This is a genomic window from Streptomyces sp. NPDC051563 (assembly GCF_044454225.1).
In the GTDB taxonomy this organism is placed as follows: Bacteria; Actinomycetota; Actinomycetes; order Streptomycetales; family Streptomycetaceae; genus Streptomyces.
The window spans coordinates 196,025-211,146 of the sequence record NZ_JBITDL010000005.1 but is presented as its reverse complement, the minus strand read 5'-3'; the positions used below and the strand labels follow the sequence as shown (position 1 = coordinate 211,146).

Here is a 15,122-nt window from a genome sequence, read left to right as displayed (position 1 = left end):
CCCCCTCACCCCCGCCCGCCGCCCCCCCCCCCCCCCCACCCCCCCGCCCCCCCCCCCCCCCCCCCCGGGCCCCCGGGGGCCGGGCCCCCCCCGGGGGGCCCCCGGCGGTTGTCCGGGCCGACCGGGGAGGTCGGCCGGTCAGGCCCGGCCGCGGATCGGGCGCCGGCGGCGCATCACGTGGGCGCCGGCACCGAGGGCCGCCGCACCGACGAGGCTCGCGCCGATGGCGGTCTCGGTGGTGGACGGGCCGAGGGAGCCGCCGATGCCTCCCTGCGCGCCGCGGCCGTCCAGGATCGTGAAGCGGTGCGTGGCGACCAGGCTGTTGTCGTGGCACTTGACCGACAGCGTGTGGTGCCCGGGCGAGGCGTGGTTGAAGATCCGGACCGTCGCGAAGCCGATGGAGCCGGCGGACAGGTTCGTCTGCGGAAAGTTGTCGTGCGAGAAGACGATGCCGCCGTGGCCGCAGCCGGCCGCGCTGACCTGCATCGTGGAGCCCTGGTGCACGGAGTACGGGTTGACCGTGACATTGCTGGGCCCGCCGTTTCCTCCCGAGGGCGGTCCGCCCGCGGGCGGACCGCCCGCAGGGTTCGCGGAGGCGAAGGGGGCACTGAGGGCGATGGCGGCGCAAGTGGCCGCCGCGGTCACGGTAAGAGCGCGGAGAACACGCATGGTGGAACCTCCAGCGGGAAGCGCCCCGGAGCGGTGGCCCGGGCAGATCGACGAGAACGCCTCCCATCACGAACCCTCGGCCCGGTCCGCAACCAGCGCATTTCCGCCTTTGGGCCGCAAGGTTGAGCGACACGCCGATGCGTCGCCGCGTTCGCTGACGGATCCGCAGGTCACGACCCGTCAGGCTTTTATATGACGATTACCTGGATGGGCGCACCCCTTCCGGCCCCACCACCCGTTCGCCCTTCCCCGATCGCCGTCCCGGACGGACCGCCTTAGCGTGCGTGAAGTAGGGCGTGAAGGGGTGGGACAAGAACGCGGGTCGGGACCCCCGCGTCGGGAAGGGAGAACCATGCTCGAGGACGAGAGTGAGAGGCCACCGAGGAGACGCTCCCCCTGGGGGGCGATCGCGCTGGTCATGCTCACCGGCCTCGCCATGATGCGCAACGGAGCCGAGGCCGGCGGCGGACCCCCGCAGCCGGCCGCGGCGGCCGCGGTCAGTGCGCCGGCCGGGGCGACGGTCGGGTCACAGGCCGACCGGGCGCCCACCGAGCCGCCCGCGCCGCCGCCGGACATGGAGGTGCTGGACCACTCGTCGGTCCAGCGCATCCGGATCCCGTCGATCAGCGTGGACGCACCGGTGATGACGGTCGGGCTGGACGCGCAGGGATGGATCGACGCGCCGCCGCCCCAGGACAAGAACCTGGCCGGCTGGTACCTCAACGGCATCTCGCCGGGCCAGCAGGGTTCGGCGGTGATCGTGGGCCACGTGGACAACGCGCAGGGCCCCGCGGTCTTCTACGGGCTGGGCTCGGTCCAGAAGGGCAGCCGCATCGAGGTGGCGCGCTACGACGGCCGCACGGCGGTGTTCGAGGTGTACGGCGTGGAGGTCTTCTCCAAGAGCACCTTCCCCGGCTCCCGGGTGTACGGGGACACCGGACAGCCGGAGCTCCGGGTGATCACCTGCGGAGGCGGCTACTCGAAGGGGCACGGCTACGACGGCAACGTCGTGGTGTTCGCGCGGATGGTGGAGGCCCGCTGACCGCCCCGTGCGCGGCGGCGGACCTCGCCGCCGCGCACGGGGCACGGGCCTCCCGGAGGGGTACGGCGCCTCAGCGTGCCGGGAGCTCCGGCAGGGTCATCCGGAATCCCCGCCCCAGGAGTTGCGGCAGGTAGCTCACCAGCGCCTGCACGCTCTGCGCGCGGTTGCCGCCCGCGTCGTGGTTCAGCACGATCACCCCGGGCGCGGCCTGCTTGAGGACCCGCGACACGATCGCGGTGGTGCCCGGCTCCGTCCAGTCCAGGGTGTCCACGGTCCAGGCGAGCGGTTCCATGCCGAGCTCCGCGCCGATCTCGAAGGAGGCCCGGTTCCACGCCCCGTAGGGTGCCCGGAACCACGACGGTGCGCTGCCGACGGCCTGTTGGACGACCTCGCTCGTGCGGCCGATCTCGGAGGCCATCGCCGGGCGGCTGATCTTGGTGAGCTGGGGATGGGTCCAGGTGTGGTTGCCGATGACGTGGCCCTCGGCCACCATCCGGCGCAGCAGGTCCTGGTTGTCCACCGCCATCTCCCCGCAGACGAAGAACATGGCCCGGACGCCGTGGCGCGCGAGGGTGTCCAGGATGCCCGGGGTGTAGCGGGGGTCGGGGCCGTCGTCGAAGGTGAGGGTCATGGCGCTCGCCGTGTGCGCACCGGCGGGCAGTTCCAGGATCGGCCGGGTCCGTACGGCGGGCTTCGCCGCGGGCGGGCGCTCCGGGGCCCCTTCGGAGGTCATCGGTTCGAGCCGGTACGGCGCTCCGCGCGGGAACTGCTGCAGTCCGGCGGGGGCTCCGGTGATCGGCCCGGGCCCGGCGGCGCCGCCGGGCGCCGTCCCGGGGCCGGCGGCGGGGGTTCCCGCGCCCGGTGTCGGCAGATCGGTTTCGCCGCCCGTCAGCAGCCCTGCGGCGGCGGCGACCCCGAGGAAGACGGCGGAGCGCAGGAGCACGCGTCGCCCTACTGTCGGCTCGTCATTTTTCATTACTACTACGTATCAACGACATCGCCACAGATGTCGAGAGGCACGGACAGGACCCCCGCCGCTCACCCGCCCGGCGTAGTACCGCCCGTCGGCCCGTGCCCGCCGGGCCCCGTCAGCCCCGCCTCACCAGCGGGAACGGCAGGGTCTCGCGGATCGTCAGACCCGTGAGGAACATGACGAGGCGGTCGACTCCGATGCCCAGCCCGCCGGTCGGCGGCATCGCGTACTCCAGGGCGTCCAGGAAGTCGTTGTCGAGTTCCATCGCCTCCGGGTCCCCGCCCGCGGCCAGCAGGGACTGCGCCGTCAGTCTGCGCCGCTGTTCGACGGGGTCGGTCAGTTCCGAGTAGGCGGTGCCCAGTTCGGTGCCGAAGGCCACCAGGTCCCAGCGCTCGGCGAGCCTGGGGTCCTTGCGGTGCTGCCGGGTGAGCGGGGAGACGTCGGTCGGGAAGTCCTTGTAGAAGGTGGGCAGCTTGGTCCGCTCCTCGACCAGCCGCTCGTACATCTCCAGGACCACGTCGCCCCGGGTGTTGTCGGGCGTGTGCGGTACGGCCGCGCGGTCGCACAGCCGCCGCAGGACGTGCTCCTCGGTGTCGGCGTCGACCTCTTCGCCCAGTGCCTCGCTGATCGCCCCGTACATCGTCTTGACCGGCCAGGTCCCGGAGATGTCGTGGACGACGAGCTTTCCGTCCGGTCCGGCCTTGTGCGCGACCGGCGAGCCGAAGGCTGCCGTGGCGGCGCCCTGGATGAGCTCGCGCGTCAGGTCGAGCATGACGTCGTAGTCGGCGAAGGCCTGGTAGGCCTCCAGCATCGTGAACTCGGGGTTGTGCTTGTAGGAGACGCCCTCGTTGCGGAAGGTGCGGCCCATCTCGAAGACCTTCTCCATGCCGCCCACGCACAGCCGCTTCAGGTACAGCTCGGGTGCGATGCGCAGGTACAGGTCGAGGTCGTAGGCGTTGATGTGGGTGCGGAACGGCCGGGCGTTGGCGCCGCCGTGGATCTGCTGGAGCATCGGGGTCTCGACCTCCAGGTAGCCCCGGTCCAGCAGCCCCTGCCGCAGGGCCTGGACGGCGCTGGAGCGGGCCCGTACGACGTCGCGCGCCTCGGGGCTGGCGACCAGGTCGAGGTAGCGCCGGCGGACCTTGGCCTCCGGGTCGGCGAGGCCCTTGCGCTTGTCGGGCAGCGGGCGCAGGCACTTGCCGGTGAGCTGCCAGGAGGCGACGACCACGGACAGTTCGCCGCTCTTGCTGGCGCCCACCTCTCCGCTCGCGACGACGTGGTCGCCGAAGTCCACCTGGGAGGTGAAGGTGTCGAGCACGGAGGCGCCGGCCTCGTCGCGGGTGAGCATCAGCTGGACGTCGCCGGACCAGTCCCGCAGGACCGCGAACACCACGCCGCCGAGGTCGCGCACGACCATCACGCGTCCGGCCACGGTGACGGGCGAGCCGCTGCGCGTGCCGGGCGGGTAGCCGGGGTGCGCGGCCTTCAGCTCGGCGACGGTGTGGGTGCGCTGCGGGATGCCGACGGGGTACGGGTCGGTGCCGGCGGCCCGGATCCGCTCCAGCTTGTCGTGCCGGACGCGGACCTGCTCGGGCAGCCGCTCGGCCCGCGCGCCCTCGGCGTCCTCCCCCACGGCGTCGAGCCCGAGGTCTTCGATGGGCGGCAGCCCGGCGGTGGTGGCGGGTGCGATGAGCCCGCGCGGGTGGCCGTTGCCCCACAGGGTGCGCATGCGCGGCACGGAGACGAACCCCTCGGCGATGCCGGAGGCGAGGCTGACGCGGGCGAGCGAGCCGGCGTCCTGGAAGCAGAGGAACCGCGGGTACCACTCGGGGCCGTACTTGACGTTCGAGCGGTACAGCGCCTCCAGCTGCCACCAGCGGGAGAAGAACAGCAGCAGCTTGCGCCACACCTTCAGGACGGGACCGGCACCGATCCGGCCGCCCTCCTCGAAGGCGGAGCGGAAGACGGCGAAGTTGAGGGAGATGCGGCGCACGCCCAGGCCCGGGGCGGCCGCGCAGAGTTCCGCGACCACGAACTCCATGACCCCGTTGGGGGCGGCCCGGTCCCGGCGCATCAGGTCGAGGGAGATGCCGTCCTTGCCCCAGGGCACGAAGGAGAGCAGCGCGATCAGCTCGCCCTTGTCGTCGAAGGCCTCCACGAGCAGGCAGTCGCCGTCGGCGGAGTCCCCGAGCCGGTCGAGGGCCATGGAGAAGCCGCGTTCGGTCTCGGTGTCGCGCCATTTGTCGGCCCGGTCCACGATCGTGTGCATCTCGTCCTCGGAGAGGGCGGAGTGGCGGCGGATGACGGTGCTGGCTCCGGTGCGCTTGACGCGGTTGACGGCCTGGCGGGTGACGCGCATGTCGCGGCCGTCGAGGTCGAAGTGGGCGACGTGCAGGATGGCCTCGTCGCCGAGCTGGAGCGCGCCGAGCCCGGAGCGGGCGTACGCGGTCGCGCCGTCCTCGGAGGCGCCCATGACGGCGGGCTGCCAGCCGTAGCGGCGGGCGACGGCGAGCCAGGCGTCGATGGCCGGGGTCCACGCGGCGGGGTCGCCGACGGGGTCGCCGCTGCCGAGGCAGACGCCGGCCTCGACCCGGTAGGTGACGGCGGCCTTGCCGTTGGGGGCGAACACGACGGCCTTGTCCCGCCGGGTGGCGAAGTAGCCGAGGGAGTCGTTGCGCCCGTAGGCGCCCAGCAGCGCCCGGATCCGGGGCTCCTCGTCCCCGTGCAGGGCGGCGGTCAGCCGCTGGGAGCGGAAGAGGGTGGCGGCGGCGTTCAGCAGGGCGAGGGCGCCGAAGAGGCCGAGCAGGAAGTACAGGGGCCGCGCCGGGCGGCCGTCGAACTGCCGGGCCGAGAACAGTCCGCCGAAGACCTGCTTGGCGGACCAGTCCAACCACTGCCCCTTGGGCAGGGTCCCCGGGAACAGCGCGACCAGGCCCCAGCCGAGGAGGACGGCGGCGAGCAGGCCGAGGCCGAGCACGAGCATGGCCCGCCACAGGGCCCCCGGCCGGGAGGCGGCGTTGAACTCCTTGCGCGCGGCGATCAGGACCACGAGGGCGGCGACGGCGAGGGCCATGGAGGAGAAGCCCACCCAGTAGTCCTCGGCGGCCACGGTCAGCACGTCGACCAGGAGCAGCAGGGCCAAATAGGTGACGACGATCCACCAGGCGACCTTCTTGCGCATGCCGAGTGCGGCGGCGAGGAGGAAGAGGAAGACGGCGTAGGCGAGGTTCGCGCTGACCGGTACGACGATGGCGTCGAGGAAGCGCACGACGGGCCGCAGCAGGCGGCGCAGCGTCGGGGAGAGCGCCAGCAGGGCGCAGAACAGCCCGAGCGTTCCGAAGAACGCCCCGAAGGCGTCGGGCACCCGGTTCAGGAAGCGGCTGCGGCTGCCGCGCGTCCCGCGCGTCTCCTCCACGGTGGCACTCATGGTTCGCACTGTAGGGAGGGCTGCGCGCGTCCGCGCGGTGAGCGGGTTTAGCCTCGTAAGGGTGACAGAGCATGTGAGTACGGGATTCGAACGCGGTACGGACGGTCCGAAGGTGATCCTCGCCGGGGTGGACGGTTCGCAGTCCTCGCTCCGGGCGGCATCCTACGCGGCGGGGCTGGCCCGGCGGCAGAACGCGCTGCTGGCGCTGGTGTACGTCCAGCCGGTGATGCCGGCCGGGGCCTCGCTGGGGGTGCCGGTGTCGGAGGCCACGGAGGAGATCGCGGAGGGGCTGGTGACCGAGATCCGGGAGTCGGCGGAGCGGCTGAAGGGCGTCTACGACGTCCGCTGGCAGTTCCACACCTTCCGCGGGGACGCGTACGCCGGGCTGGTGAGCGCGGCCGAGGAGCTGATGGCGGACGCGGTGGTGGTCGGCGCCTCGGAGCAGGCCGGGCACCGGATCGTGGGCTCGGTGGCGATCCGCCTGGTGAAGGCGGGGCGCTGGCCGGTCACGGTGGTTCCGTAGCGGTGGGCGGCATCGGGCGGCCTACTTCGCCATCGTCAGGCCGTCCTTCGCCGCGCCGCGGCCGAGGACGGCTTCGGTGATCTCGTCGCGGGCGTTCTCGTAGTCCTCGCGGCCGGGCGACCGGTCGAGGGCGGCGGGCAGGTTGACGACCCGGCCCGCGCCGAGGTCCATCATCTGGGGGACGAACTCGGCCTTGGTGACCTGCCAGCGCTGCCCGGGGGCGGCCGGCGGGGCGAAGGTGAAGCGGCCGATGGAACCGTAGTTGCCGCGCATGTCGCGCGCACCGCTGTAGTTGAACATCTCGCCGGCGACCTGGTCGCCCATGCCGTAGACGATCCAGGTCCCGTTGACCTTCTCGTACGCCTGCGGGATGTGGGCGTGCGTACCGAGGATCATGTCCACGTCGGGGCGGCCGCCGGTCTGCGAGGCGGTCAGCGCCTTGCCGAGCGCGAGCTGCTTCTCGTCCGGTTCGGTCTGCCATTCGGTGCCCCAGTGGAGGCTGACGAGGACCACGTCGGCGCCCGCCTTCCGGGCCGCCCGGGAGTCCGCGACGATCTTCTCCTGCTCCATCAGGTTGACCGCCCAGGGCTGGCCCTCGGGCATCGGGTAGCCGTTGGTGTCGTACGTGTACGCGAGGTGCGCGACCTTCGCGGAGCCCGCGGTGTACATCGTCACGGTGCCCGCCTCGGCCGCCGTACGGGCCGACCCCGCGTGCTTCAGGCCGACCTTGTCGAACCGGTCGAGGGTGCGCTTGAGACCGGCGGCGCCGCCGTCCAGGGTGTGGTTCGAGGCCGTGGAACAGCCGTCGTACCCGGCGTCCTTGAGGCCGTCGGCGACCTCGGGCGGGGACTGGAAGGCGGGGTAGCCGGTGAACGGGCCGCCGTCCGGTCCGTAGATGGTCTCCATGTGGCAGAGGGCCAGGTCGGCGGCCGAGACGATCGGCTTGACCGCGGAGAACATGGGCCGGAAGTCGTGGCCGTCGCCGTCCGCGTCGGAGGCCGCCCGCCGGATCACCGACTCGTGGGGCAGCACGTCCCCGCTGGCGACCAGGGTGAAACCCTTCCCCGCCGGGGCCGTGGTGGACCCGGGGGCGCCCGAGGGCCCTTGGGCGGACGGGGAGCCGGCGAGGCGGGCCGGCGCTCGGTCCCCGCCGGCGGAGCAGCCGGCCACGGCCGCCAGCACGACGGCGGTCAGGAGGGCGAGGGCGTTGCGGGTGCGCGCGGTCATGTGTCCCGGCTCTCCTTGGTGAGCTCGATGAACGTGATGAGCTCGATGAGCTCCATAAGTACGACTACCTGATCTTCAGTCAATCCATAGAAAGAGACGCCTGAAGTCAAGAAACGGCTCCGTCGTCCGGCCGCCCGCTCACTCCAATGGCCGTTCGGCGTGCCGTTCGACCGTTCACCGCCCCGCGCGGCCGCCCACCGGATGACCCGGGTGCTTGGGCGCACCATCCGGGCGGGACGGTTCCCGGGCGGCCCGGTGCAGGTCAGGGTGGATCCGTCGACCCCGACCGCCCCCGCACCGACCCCCGGAAGGAGCCTCCCGTGCCCCTTGCCCCCACCCTCCGACGCACCGACCCCGAGGCGCTGGCCGAACTCCAGCGCGAACACGGACGGGCCCTGTTCGGTTTCCTGCTGGGCCTCACGGCCGGGGACGCACAGCGCGCGGAGGACCTCGTGCAGGAGACCCTCCTGCGGCTCTGGCAGCACCCGGAGGTCCTGGCCGGCTCCTACGCGTCCCTGCGGCCCTGGCTGTTCACGGTGGCCCGGCGGCTCGCCATCGACGCCCGGCGGGCCCGCCTGGCCAGGCCCCTCGAGGTGGACCCCGAGGGGCTGGACCAGGCGCCCGCGCCCGGGGACGCGGTGGCGGGCTCGGTGACGGCCATCGACGTACGGCGGGCCGTGGGATCACTGGGCCCGGAGCACCGGGACGTCCTGGTGCAGGTCTACTTCCAGGACCGCTCGGTGGCCGAGGCCGCGGCCGAGCTCGGCATTCCGGCGGGGACGGTCAAGTCCCGCACGTACTACGCCCTGCGCGCCCTGCGAAAGGGCCTCCAGGGCTACGGGTACGGGCTCGGCGCCTGAGGGACGGACGGGCGGGGGCCGGTGTCCGGCCGCGTGGTGAGTGCCGGGTGCGATGCCCGTGCCGGGTGCGTTGTCAGTTCCAGGTGCGTTGTCTGTGCCGGGTGCGTTGTCAGTGCCGGGTGCGAGGCTCGTGCGATGCCGAACTCCACGAACCCCGCCGCCATCACCGCCTATTGGGACACCGCCGCATCCCGGTTCGACGAGGAGCCGGACCACGGCCTGCGTTCCCCGCAGACCCGTGACGCCTGGGCCGGGCTCCTCGGCTCCTGGCTGCCGGCCGGACCGCTGGACGTCCTCGACGTGGGCTGCGGCACCGGATCGCTGTCCCTGCTGGCCGCCGGGGCCGGGCACCGGGTCACCGGGGTGGACCTCTCCCCGCAGATGGTCGGGCACGCCCGCGCCAAGCTGGCCGCCGCCGGCCTGAGCGGCAGGTTCCTGGTCGGCGACGCCGCCACACCGCCCACCGGTAAGCAGCGGTTCGACGTCCTGCTCTCCCGCCACCTGCTGTGGACCCTCCCCGACCCGGAGGCGGCGCTCGGCGCGTGGACCGGCCGGCTGCGCCCCGGCGGCACCCTCGTCCTCGTCGAGGGCCGCTGGCGCGAAGCAGCGGAGGGTGCGGCGGCGTACGTACCGGGCGCCGACGCCCTGCCCTGGGCGGGCGGCGTCACCGCCGCGGACCTCACCGCCGCCGTAGGACCGCTCGTGACCGCCCTGCGCGTCGAACCCCTCAGCGGCCGTGCGGACTTGTGGGGGCGTGCGGTGACCGACGAACGCTACGCCGTGATCGCCACGGTCTGACCGGCCCGGTCCGCGAAGGGACCCTCGGCCCGAGGGGCGACGAACGCGTCAAAGAATGGCCTGAACACCCCCGAAGCGGACACGAACCGCATCGAAACCGGCATCGGACCGTTCAAGTTGAGTAAACATGCCCCACTCTGCGAGCCGCGCACGGAAGGCTCGGCGCTGACGGTGGGACGACTCGACGCATGCGGGAGAAGGTGGAACGGTGCAGCCCGAGGGTACGAACGGCACCAGTGACGGTGGGCTCGCGGTGCCCATGGCGTGGCTCTACGCGGAGTACATCGCCGACGAACTGCTGCGCACGGGCCGGCTGATCCCGGTCAGCACCCTGGAGTTCCGCGCCGGACGCGACACGCTCGCGCTGACCATCTACCTCTCGGACGCCGCCGGCGAACTCTCCGGGATCCGGGTCGTCTCGCAGCTCGACGAGTGGATGTCGCTGACGGCGTACGGACACCCCTGGCGCGACTGGGTCCACACCCGGTTCCTCGCCCTGGGCGAGGAGGCCCGCGAGCGCGGGCAGGGGGAGGACCCCGACCTGGAACTGGCCCGGGCCGCGTGGCGCTGGCTCGACCACACGGAACTGTTCGCCACCAACCTCGACCCGGGACGGCACGGCCACGCCGACACCCCGCCGGGCCTGGACGAGAACGCCCGGGTCTGGACCCCGGCCTGGCAACTCGGCCTGCCCCTGGGACACTTGGCGATGCACCTGTTCTGAGCCCGAGCGGCCGGAACGGTCGCACCCCGGTCCGCTACTCCGGCCGGCGCGGACCCGGCAGACCCTGCGGACCCGGCAGACCCTGCGCGCCTTGCGGCTCCGTCGGGTCGGTGACCAGCCCGGTGAAATCCGCCTCGTTGCGCTCGGCCCGGATCACGTAGGCACGGGCGACGCACCACAGCACCGGGTACACCAGCACCCCGAGCGCGATCCAGACCAGCGGGCCCGACGCGACCCGCGGGATGAGGAACAGCAGCGGCAGCAGCCCCACCAGGAGGACGAGCGCGGCCAGGGCGGCGAGTGCGGCGCGCAACTGGCTGCGCATGAGGGCCCGTACGTAGGTGGCGCCCAGGGTGGTCTGCTCGGAGATCTCGGACCGGGCCGGCGTGTGCGCGGGGGGCCTCCTGCGGCTGCCGCGCGGGACCCCGGTGACGACCTCCCGCCGGGGCGCCTGCGGGTGCTGCTCCTCGGCCATGGCCCGGAGTCTAACCGGAGGCGCTCCGGCCCGGCCCTTCCCGGGCGGGGACCCCGCCTACTTCAGGAGCTTCGACAGCCTGCGGTCGGCGAGCGGTTTCCCGCCGGTCTGGCAGGTCGCGCAGTACTGGAGCGAGGAGTCGGCGAAGGAGACCGAGCGGACGGTGTCCCCGCACACCGGGCAGGGCTCGCCCGCGCGGCCGTGGACCCGCATCCCGCTCTTCTTCTCGGCCTTGAGCCGTCCGGCGGCCACCCCGCGGGCCCGCTCGACGGCGGTGCGCAGGGTCTCCTCGACGGCCTCGTACAGCTGGTCCACCTGTGCCTCGTCGAAGGAGGCCGCCAGTTTGAAGGGCGAGACCTTGGCATGGTGGAGGATTTCGTCGCTGTAGGCGTTGCCGATCCCCGCGATGACGCCCTGGTCGCGCAACACCCCCTTGATCTGCCGCCGTTCCCCGGCGAGCAGCGCCCCGAAGGCCTCGCGGCCGAAGTCCTCGGCGAGCGGGTCCGGGCCGAGCCGGGCGATGCCGGGGACCTCCTGCGGATCGCGGACCACGTACACGGCGAGTCGCTTCTGCGTCCCGGCCTCGGTGAGGTCGAACCCGCCGCCGCCCTCCAGGACGAGGCGCAGCGCGAGCGGCCCCTTGCCGGGGCGCGGCGGCTGGGCGGGCACGTTGTCGATCCAGCGCAGCCAGCCGGCCCGGGCGAGGTGGGTGACGAGGTGCAGTTCGCCGATCCGCAGGGCGAGGTACTTGCCGTACCGGGCCGTGGCCCCGGCCCGCTGTCCTTCGAGGGCGGTGAGCGGCGGATCGTACGTCTTGAGCACGCTCACGGCGAGCGGGAGGACGCGCTCGACCACCCGCCCGGCGAGGTGTTCGTCGAGGAACCCCCTCAGGGCCTCGACTTCGGGCAGCTCGGGCATGCCCCCAGCCTGCCGCGGCCTCAGGCGAAGCGCGAGCTGGGGACCGGGCCCGGGGAGCCGATCCGGTCCCGGGGGCCGGTCAGCCAGCCGGGTGCGAGGGCCGCGGCGTAGGCCCGGAAGGCCTCGTCGGTATCGGGCGGGGTCGCCCCGTCGCCCTCGTCCGCGGCGGGGTCGGCGGCGGCGATGTCGCGGGCGATCTCCTCCTCGGGACGGGTGTCGTCCTTCCACGGTTCCGTGACGAGCTGCGCCTGCAGTGCGCTGAAGTCGGCGCTGACCGGTGGCGGGCTGGTCCACCGGGTGGCGTGCTCGTACAGGATCTGCCCGTCGGCGCGCTCCGCGAGCCCGGGGTCCGCCTCGCCGAGGTCGTACGCGACGACGAGGGTGTCGGGCCGGCCGGGCTCGTACGGTACGGCGGGCAGCCCGAGTACGGTCGCGGCGGCGAGCCCCAGGATGCGGTCGGAGCGGCCGGGCAGCAGCGAGACCGTGGCGGGCCGGCGGCCGGCGGCGTCCAGGGCCAGTGCGAGGCGGGCGAGGCCGCGGCGGCAGGTCGCGTGGGTGTCCCCGAGGAAGGCGTACCGACCGGTCATGCCGGCGTCGTAGCCGTACGGGGAGAGGGTGCCGAGCAGGGTTCCGGTGAGCGCGAACTGCCAGCCGCGCAGGTCCGTGGAGTCCAGTGGCCCCGCGGTGGCGGCGAGTTCGGCGCGGGTGAGCATCCGGCGCTGGCGTGCATGGGCCCAGGCCCACGCCTCGTCCTCGGGGGCGGGCAGCCGGCCGGCGGCGGCGCGGGCGCCGGGCAGGTCCCCGGCGAGGAGGGTGTGGTGGACGAGCAGGTACGTCTCAGGCCAGGCGGGGAGCCGGTCTCCTCGGGCGGCGAGCAGGGCCGCGGCCTCGGCGTGCCGTTCCTCGTCCTCCAGGGCGGAGACGAGCTCGGTGAGCAGGGGTCGAGCGTCCGGGACCAGCGCGAGGGCAGCGCGCAGGGGGGCGGTGCCGAGGAAGGCGATGCCGTGTTCGACGCAGCCGTAGCCCAGGTCGTAGAGGGCCTGGGGATCCTCCGGCCGCTTGGCGGCGGCCTTGGCCGCCTTGGCCAGATCCCTGAAACCGGCGGCTTCGGCCAGTGCCCTTACGGCCCGGGCGAGTTCGGCGAGGGGAAGGGTCTCGGCGCGCGGGCGCAGCGACCGTACGGCGCCGGGCAGATCGCCGGACTTCAGCAGGGTGCGGACTTCGTCCAGGGTGTCAGTCATCGCCACCGATCATCGGCGCGTCCCCTGCGGCCCCGCAACGGACTTTCGGCCCGACCGGTGCGCCGTGGGGCCCCGACCGGTGCGCCGTGGGGCCCCTGATCGTGTGCCGTGGGGCCCCTGACGTTGCGCCGTGGGGCCCCTGACGGTGTGCCGGGAACCGTTTCCGGGAACCCGCAGCGGCTCACGGCATGGCGAACTCGCACCACACGCACTTGCCGCTGCCCCGCGATTCCACGCCCCAGACGTCCGCCAGCCGGTCCACCAGCATCAGACCGCGTCCCGAGACCCCGGAGTCGCCCGCCTCCCTGCGCCGGGGCAGGGCGCTGGAGCGGTCCTCGACCTCCACGCGGAGCCGGCGCTGGGGGCCGGCCAGGATCCGCAGGGTCACGATGGCGGGGCCGTCGGTGTGCATGAGGGCGTTGACGATGAGCTCGTCGGCGATCAGCTCGATCTCGTCGGCCCGGTCCCGTGCGCCCCACGCCCGTACCGCCGCGCCGATCATGTGGCGGGCCGATACGAGGGCCTCCGGGTCACCGGGGGCCACGTGCTGCTGGAGCCGGCCGCCGGCCTGCTGGACCTCTTCGGCGTCGCGGCGGAGCAGGAGCAGCGCCATGTCGTCGTCGCCGCCGCGGTCGTCCACGACCTCGCACAGCCGGTCCGCGAGCAGGGCCAGGTCGGCCGGTCCGGTGCGGACGAGGGAGGCGAGGAGCCGGATTCCGTCGTCGAGGTCGGCTCCGGGCTGTTCCACCAGGCCGTCCGTGCACAGCAGAAGCGTTTCCCCCGGTCCCAGCTCGACCGCGGTCACCGGATACTCCAGCACCCCGAACTCCGCGGACAGCCCCAGCGGCATCCCGCCCTCCAGCGCGAGCCTCTCACAGCCTCCGTCCCGGGTGCGCAGGAGGGGGTCGATGTGGCCGGCCCGGACCAGTTGCAGCACCCCGGTCGAGAGGTCGGCCTCGGCGTACGTGCAGGTGGCGAAGCGGTCGGTGTCCAGCTCGTGCAGGAAGACCGAGGCCCGGGCCATGACGGTGGCGGGCGAGTGCCCTTCGGCGGCGTAGGCGCGCAGCACGATGCGCAGCTGGCCCATGACGGCCGCGGCGTGGGTGTCGTGGCCCTGGACGTCGCCGATGACCGCGCCGACCCGGCCGCCGGGCAGCGGGATGACGTCGTACCAGTCGCCTCCGATGTCCTGGCCCATCTTGGCGGAGCGGTACCGTACGGCGATCTCGGCGCCCGGCACCGAGGGGATCCGGCGCGGCAGCATCGCCTGCTGGAGCCCTTCGGCCAGATCGTGCTCCTGTTCCAGCAGCATCGCCCGCTGGAGGCTCTGGGCGATGCTGCTGCCGAGGGCGACGAGCAGGTTCCGCTCCTCCTGGGTGAAGCCGTCCTTGTCCTGGTAGAGCAGGCCGATCGCGCCGATCGGGCGGGCCTGGGCGATCAGCGGCAGGTAGGCGGCCGCCGAGATGTGCATGGACGAGATCTTGGCCCAGAGCCCCGGGTACCCGGCGGCGAACTCGGCCGCGGAGTCCAGGAAGCGGGGCTGGAGGGAGCGCACCACCTCGCTCATCGGGTACTGCTCGTCGATGCGGGTGTAGCGGGTGCCGGGGACGAAGCTGCCCGCGGGGCCCTCGGCGACGAGGTGGATCCGGCCCGCTTCGACCAGCCCCATCACCATGCCCATGGATCCGAGCCGTTCCAGGCCGTGGGCGTCGCCGAGGGCGTCGATGACGTCCTGGACGGTCCGGGCGTGCGCGAGCGCGGCGGTGGTGCTCTCGACCACGGACGTCTGGCGGCGCCGCTCCTCGTCCAGCCCGAGGCGTTCCGCCGAGTGGCTGAGCTCCTCGGTGGCGTCGCGGACGATGCCGATGATCCGGTACGGGCGGCCGTCCGGGCCGCGCATGACCCGGCCCTGGGTGTGCGTCCAGCGCAGCGTGCCGTCGTGGCAGCGGATACGGAAGTAGGCGCCGTAGCTGTCGACCCCGCTCTTGAGGGCCGAGGAGACCAGTGCGTCCAGCCGGGCGCTCTCGGCGGGCGGGACGCGCGGCGCGAGGGAGGCGGGCCGGCCGTCGTACTCCCCGGCGGTGGTGTCGAAGACGTCGAGGGCCGCCGCGTCCATGTGCATGAGACCGGTGACCAAGTCCCAGTCGAAACTGCCCATGCGGTTCAGCGAGAGCGACCGGTCCGGATGTGCGGGCCAGTCCTCAGGCAGGGATACGGCGGTCGGCACCGGTCCACCATGACACAC

13 protein-coding genes are annotated in these 15,122 nt (G+C 73.4%); 5 read left to right on the top strand and 8 right to left on the bottom strand.

The annotated features are described in order from the left end of the window. Positions 1-138: 138 nt before the first annotated feature. Positions 139-669: a hypothetical protein gene (locus ACIA8F_RS08680; RefSeq protein ID WP_399377525.1), complete on the bottom strand. Its 531-nt coding sequence runs from the start codon at positions 667-669 to the stop codon at positions 139-141. Between the two features lie 352 nt (positions 670-1,021). Here ACIA8F_RS08680 and ACIA8F_RS08675 point away from each other — a divergent pair, with 352 nt between their 5' ends. Continuing rightward, positions 1,022-1,711, top strand: coding sequence for a class F sortase (locus tag ACIA8F_RS08675; protein WP_399377524.1), 690 nt, complete (start codon positions 1,022-1,024; stop codon positions 1,709-1,711). A 70-nt stretch (positions 1,712-1,781) separates the two neighbouring features. Here the strand turns inward: ACIA8F_RS08675 and ACIA8F_RS08670 are convergent, their stop codons facing one another. Continuing rightward, on the bottom strand, positions 1,782-2,687 hold the full coding sequence (locus ACIA8F_RS08670) for a polysaccharide deacetylase family protein (protein ID WP_399377523.1): 906 nt from the start codon (positions 2,685-2,687) through the stop codon (positions 1,782-1,784). Between the two features lie 112 nt (positions 2,688-2,799). Further along, a complete protein-coding gene (gene lysX / locus ACIA8F_RS08665; protein ID WP_399377522.1) occupies positions 2,800-6,111 on the bottom strand; it encodes a bifunctional lysylphosphatidylglycerol synthetase/lysine--tRNA ligase LysX in 3,312 nt (1,103 codons plus the stop codon). A gap of 61 nt (positions 6,112-6,172) precedes the next feature. On the opposite strand from lysX, the gene ACIA8F_RS08660 reads away from it, so the two are divergent. Beyond that, positions 6,173-6,634 (top strand): universal stress protein, encoded by a 462-nt coding sequence (locus tag ACIA8F_RS08660; protein WP_399377521.1) that lies wholly within the window; start codon positions 6,173-6,175, stop codon positions 6,632-6,634. Positions 6,635-6,655: 21 nt separating this feature from the next. Here ACIA8F_RS08660 and ACIA8F_RS08655 read toward each other — a convergent pair whose 3' ends face one another. Then, positions 6,656-7,861 (bottom strand): CapA family protein, encoded by a 1,206-nt coding sequence (locus tag ACIA8F_RS08655; protein ID WP_399377520.1) that lies wholly within the window; start codon positions 7,859-7,861, stop codon positions 6,656-6,658. Between the two features lie 320 nt (positions 7,862-8,181). Here ACIA8F_RS08655 and ACIA8F_RS08650 point away from each other — a divergent pair, with 320 nt between their 5' ends. From ACIA8F_RS08650 to ACIA8F_RS08640, 3 genes are all read left to right on the top strand, one after another. After that, complete coding sequence (locus ACIA8F_RS08650) at positions 8,182-8,721, top strand: sigma-70 family RNA polymerase sigma factor (RefSeq protein ID WP_399377519.1); 540 nt, start codon at positions 8,182-8,184, stop codon at positions 8,719-8,721. A gap of 135 nt (positions 8,722-8,856) precedes the next feature. Continuing rightward, positions 8,857-9,519 (top strand): class I SAM-dependent methyltransferase, encoded by a 663-nt coding sequence (locus ACIA8F_RS08645; protein WP_399377518.1) that lies wholly within the window; start codon positions 8,857-8,859, stop codon positions 9,517-9,519. Positions 9,520-9,778: 259 nt separating this feature from the next. Next, positions 9,779-10,243 carry a hypothetical protein gene (locus tag ACIA8F_RS08640; RefSeq protein WP_266962692.1) on the top strand — a complete coding sequence of 155 codons (465 nt, stop codon included), beginning with the start codon at positions 9,779-9,781 and terminating at the stop codon, positions 10,241-10,243. 34 nt (positions 10,244-10,277) lie between these two features. Here ACIA8F_RS08640 and ACIA8F_RS08635 read toward each other — a convergent pair whose 3' ends face one another. The 4 genes from ACIA8F_RS08635 to ACIA8F_RS08620 all read right to left on the bottom strand — a co-directional run bounded on the left by ACIA8F_RS08635 (position 10,278) and on the right by ACIA8F_RS08620 (position 15,122). Continuing rightward, complete coding sequence (locus ACIA8F_RS08635) at positions 10,278-10,718, bottom strand: hypothetical protein (protein ID WP_399377517.1); 441 nt, start codon at positions 10,716-10,718, stop codon at positions 10,278-10,280. A 57-nt stretch (positions 10,719-10,775) separates the two neighbouring features. Beyond that, positions 10,776-11,636, bottom strand: a complete 861-nt coding sequence (locus ACIA8F_RS08630) for an Fpg/Nei family DNA glycosylase (RefSeq protein ID WP_399377516.1) — start codon at positions 11,634-11,636, stop codon at positions 10,776-10,778. A gap of 20 nt (positions 11,637-11,656) precedes the next feature. Next, entirely contained in the window at positions 11,657-12,877 is a 1,221-nt protein-coding gene (locus ACIA8F_RS08625; RefSeq protein ID WP_399377515.1) for a hypothetical protein, read from the bottom strand. A 181-nt stretch (positions 12,878-13,058) separates the two neighbouring features. Then, positions 13,059-15,122: a SpoIIE family protein phosphatase gene (locus ACIA8F_RS08620; protein ID WP_399377514.1), complete on the bottom strand. Its 2,064-nt coding sequence runs from the start codon at positions 15,120-15,122 to the stop codon at positions 13,059-13,061.

Bases quoted from the DNA above. Each gene is read 5' to 3' on its own strand.
- ACIA8F_RS08680 (WP_399377525.1), bottom strand. From the start codon at position 669: ATGCGTGTTCTCCGCGCTCTTACCGTGACCGCGGCGGCCACTTGCGCC.
- ACIA8F_RS08675 (WP_399377524.1), top strand. From the start codon at position 1,022: ATGCTCGAGGACGAGAGTGAGAGGCCACCGAGGAGACGCTCCCCCTGG.
- ACIA8F_RS08670 (WP_399377523.1), bottom strand. From the start codon at position 2,687: ATGAAAAATGACGAGCCGACAGTAGGGCGACGCGTGCTCCTGCGCTCC.
- lysX (WP_399377522.1), bottom strand. From the start codon at position 6,111: ATGAGTGCCACCGTGGAGGAGACGCGCGGGACGCGCGGCAGCCGCAGC.
- ACIA8F_RS08655 (WP_399377520.1), bottom strand. From the start codon at position 7,861: ATGACCGCGCGCACCCGCAACGCCCTCGCCCTCCTGACCGCCGTCGTG.
- ACIA8F_RS08645 (WP_399377518.1), top strand. From the start codon at position 8,857: ATGCCGAACTCCACGAACCCCGCCGCCATCACCGCCTATTGGGACACC.
- ACIA8F_RS08640 (WP_266962692.1), top strand. From the start codon at position 9,779: ATGGCGTGGCTCTACGCGGAGTACATCGCCGACGAACTGCTGCGCACG.
- ACIA8F_RS08635 (WP_399377517.1), bottom strand. From the start codon at position 10,718: ATGGCCGAGGAGCAGCACCCGCAGGCGCCCCGGCGGGAGGTCGTCACC.
- ACIA8F_RS08630 (WP_399377516.1), bottom strand. From the start codon at position 11,636: ATGCCCGAGCTGCCCGAAGTCGAGGCCCTGAGGGGGTTCCTCGACGAA.
- ACIA8F_RS08625 (WP_399377515.1), bottom strand. From the start codon at position 12,877: ATGACTGACACCCTGGACGAAGTCCGCACCCTGCTGAAGTCCGGCGAT.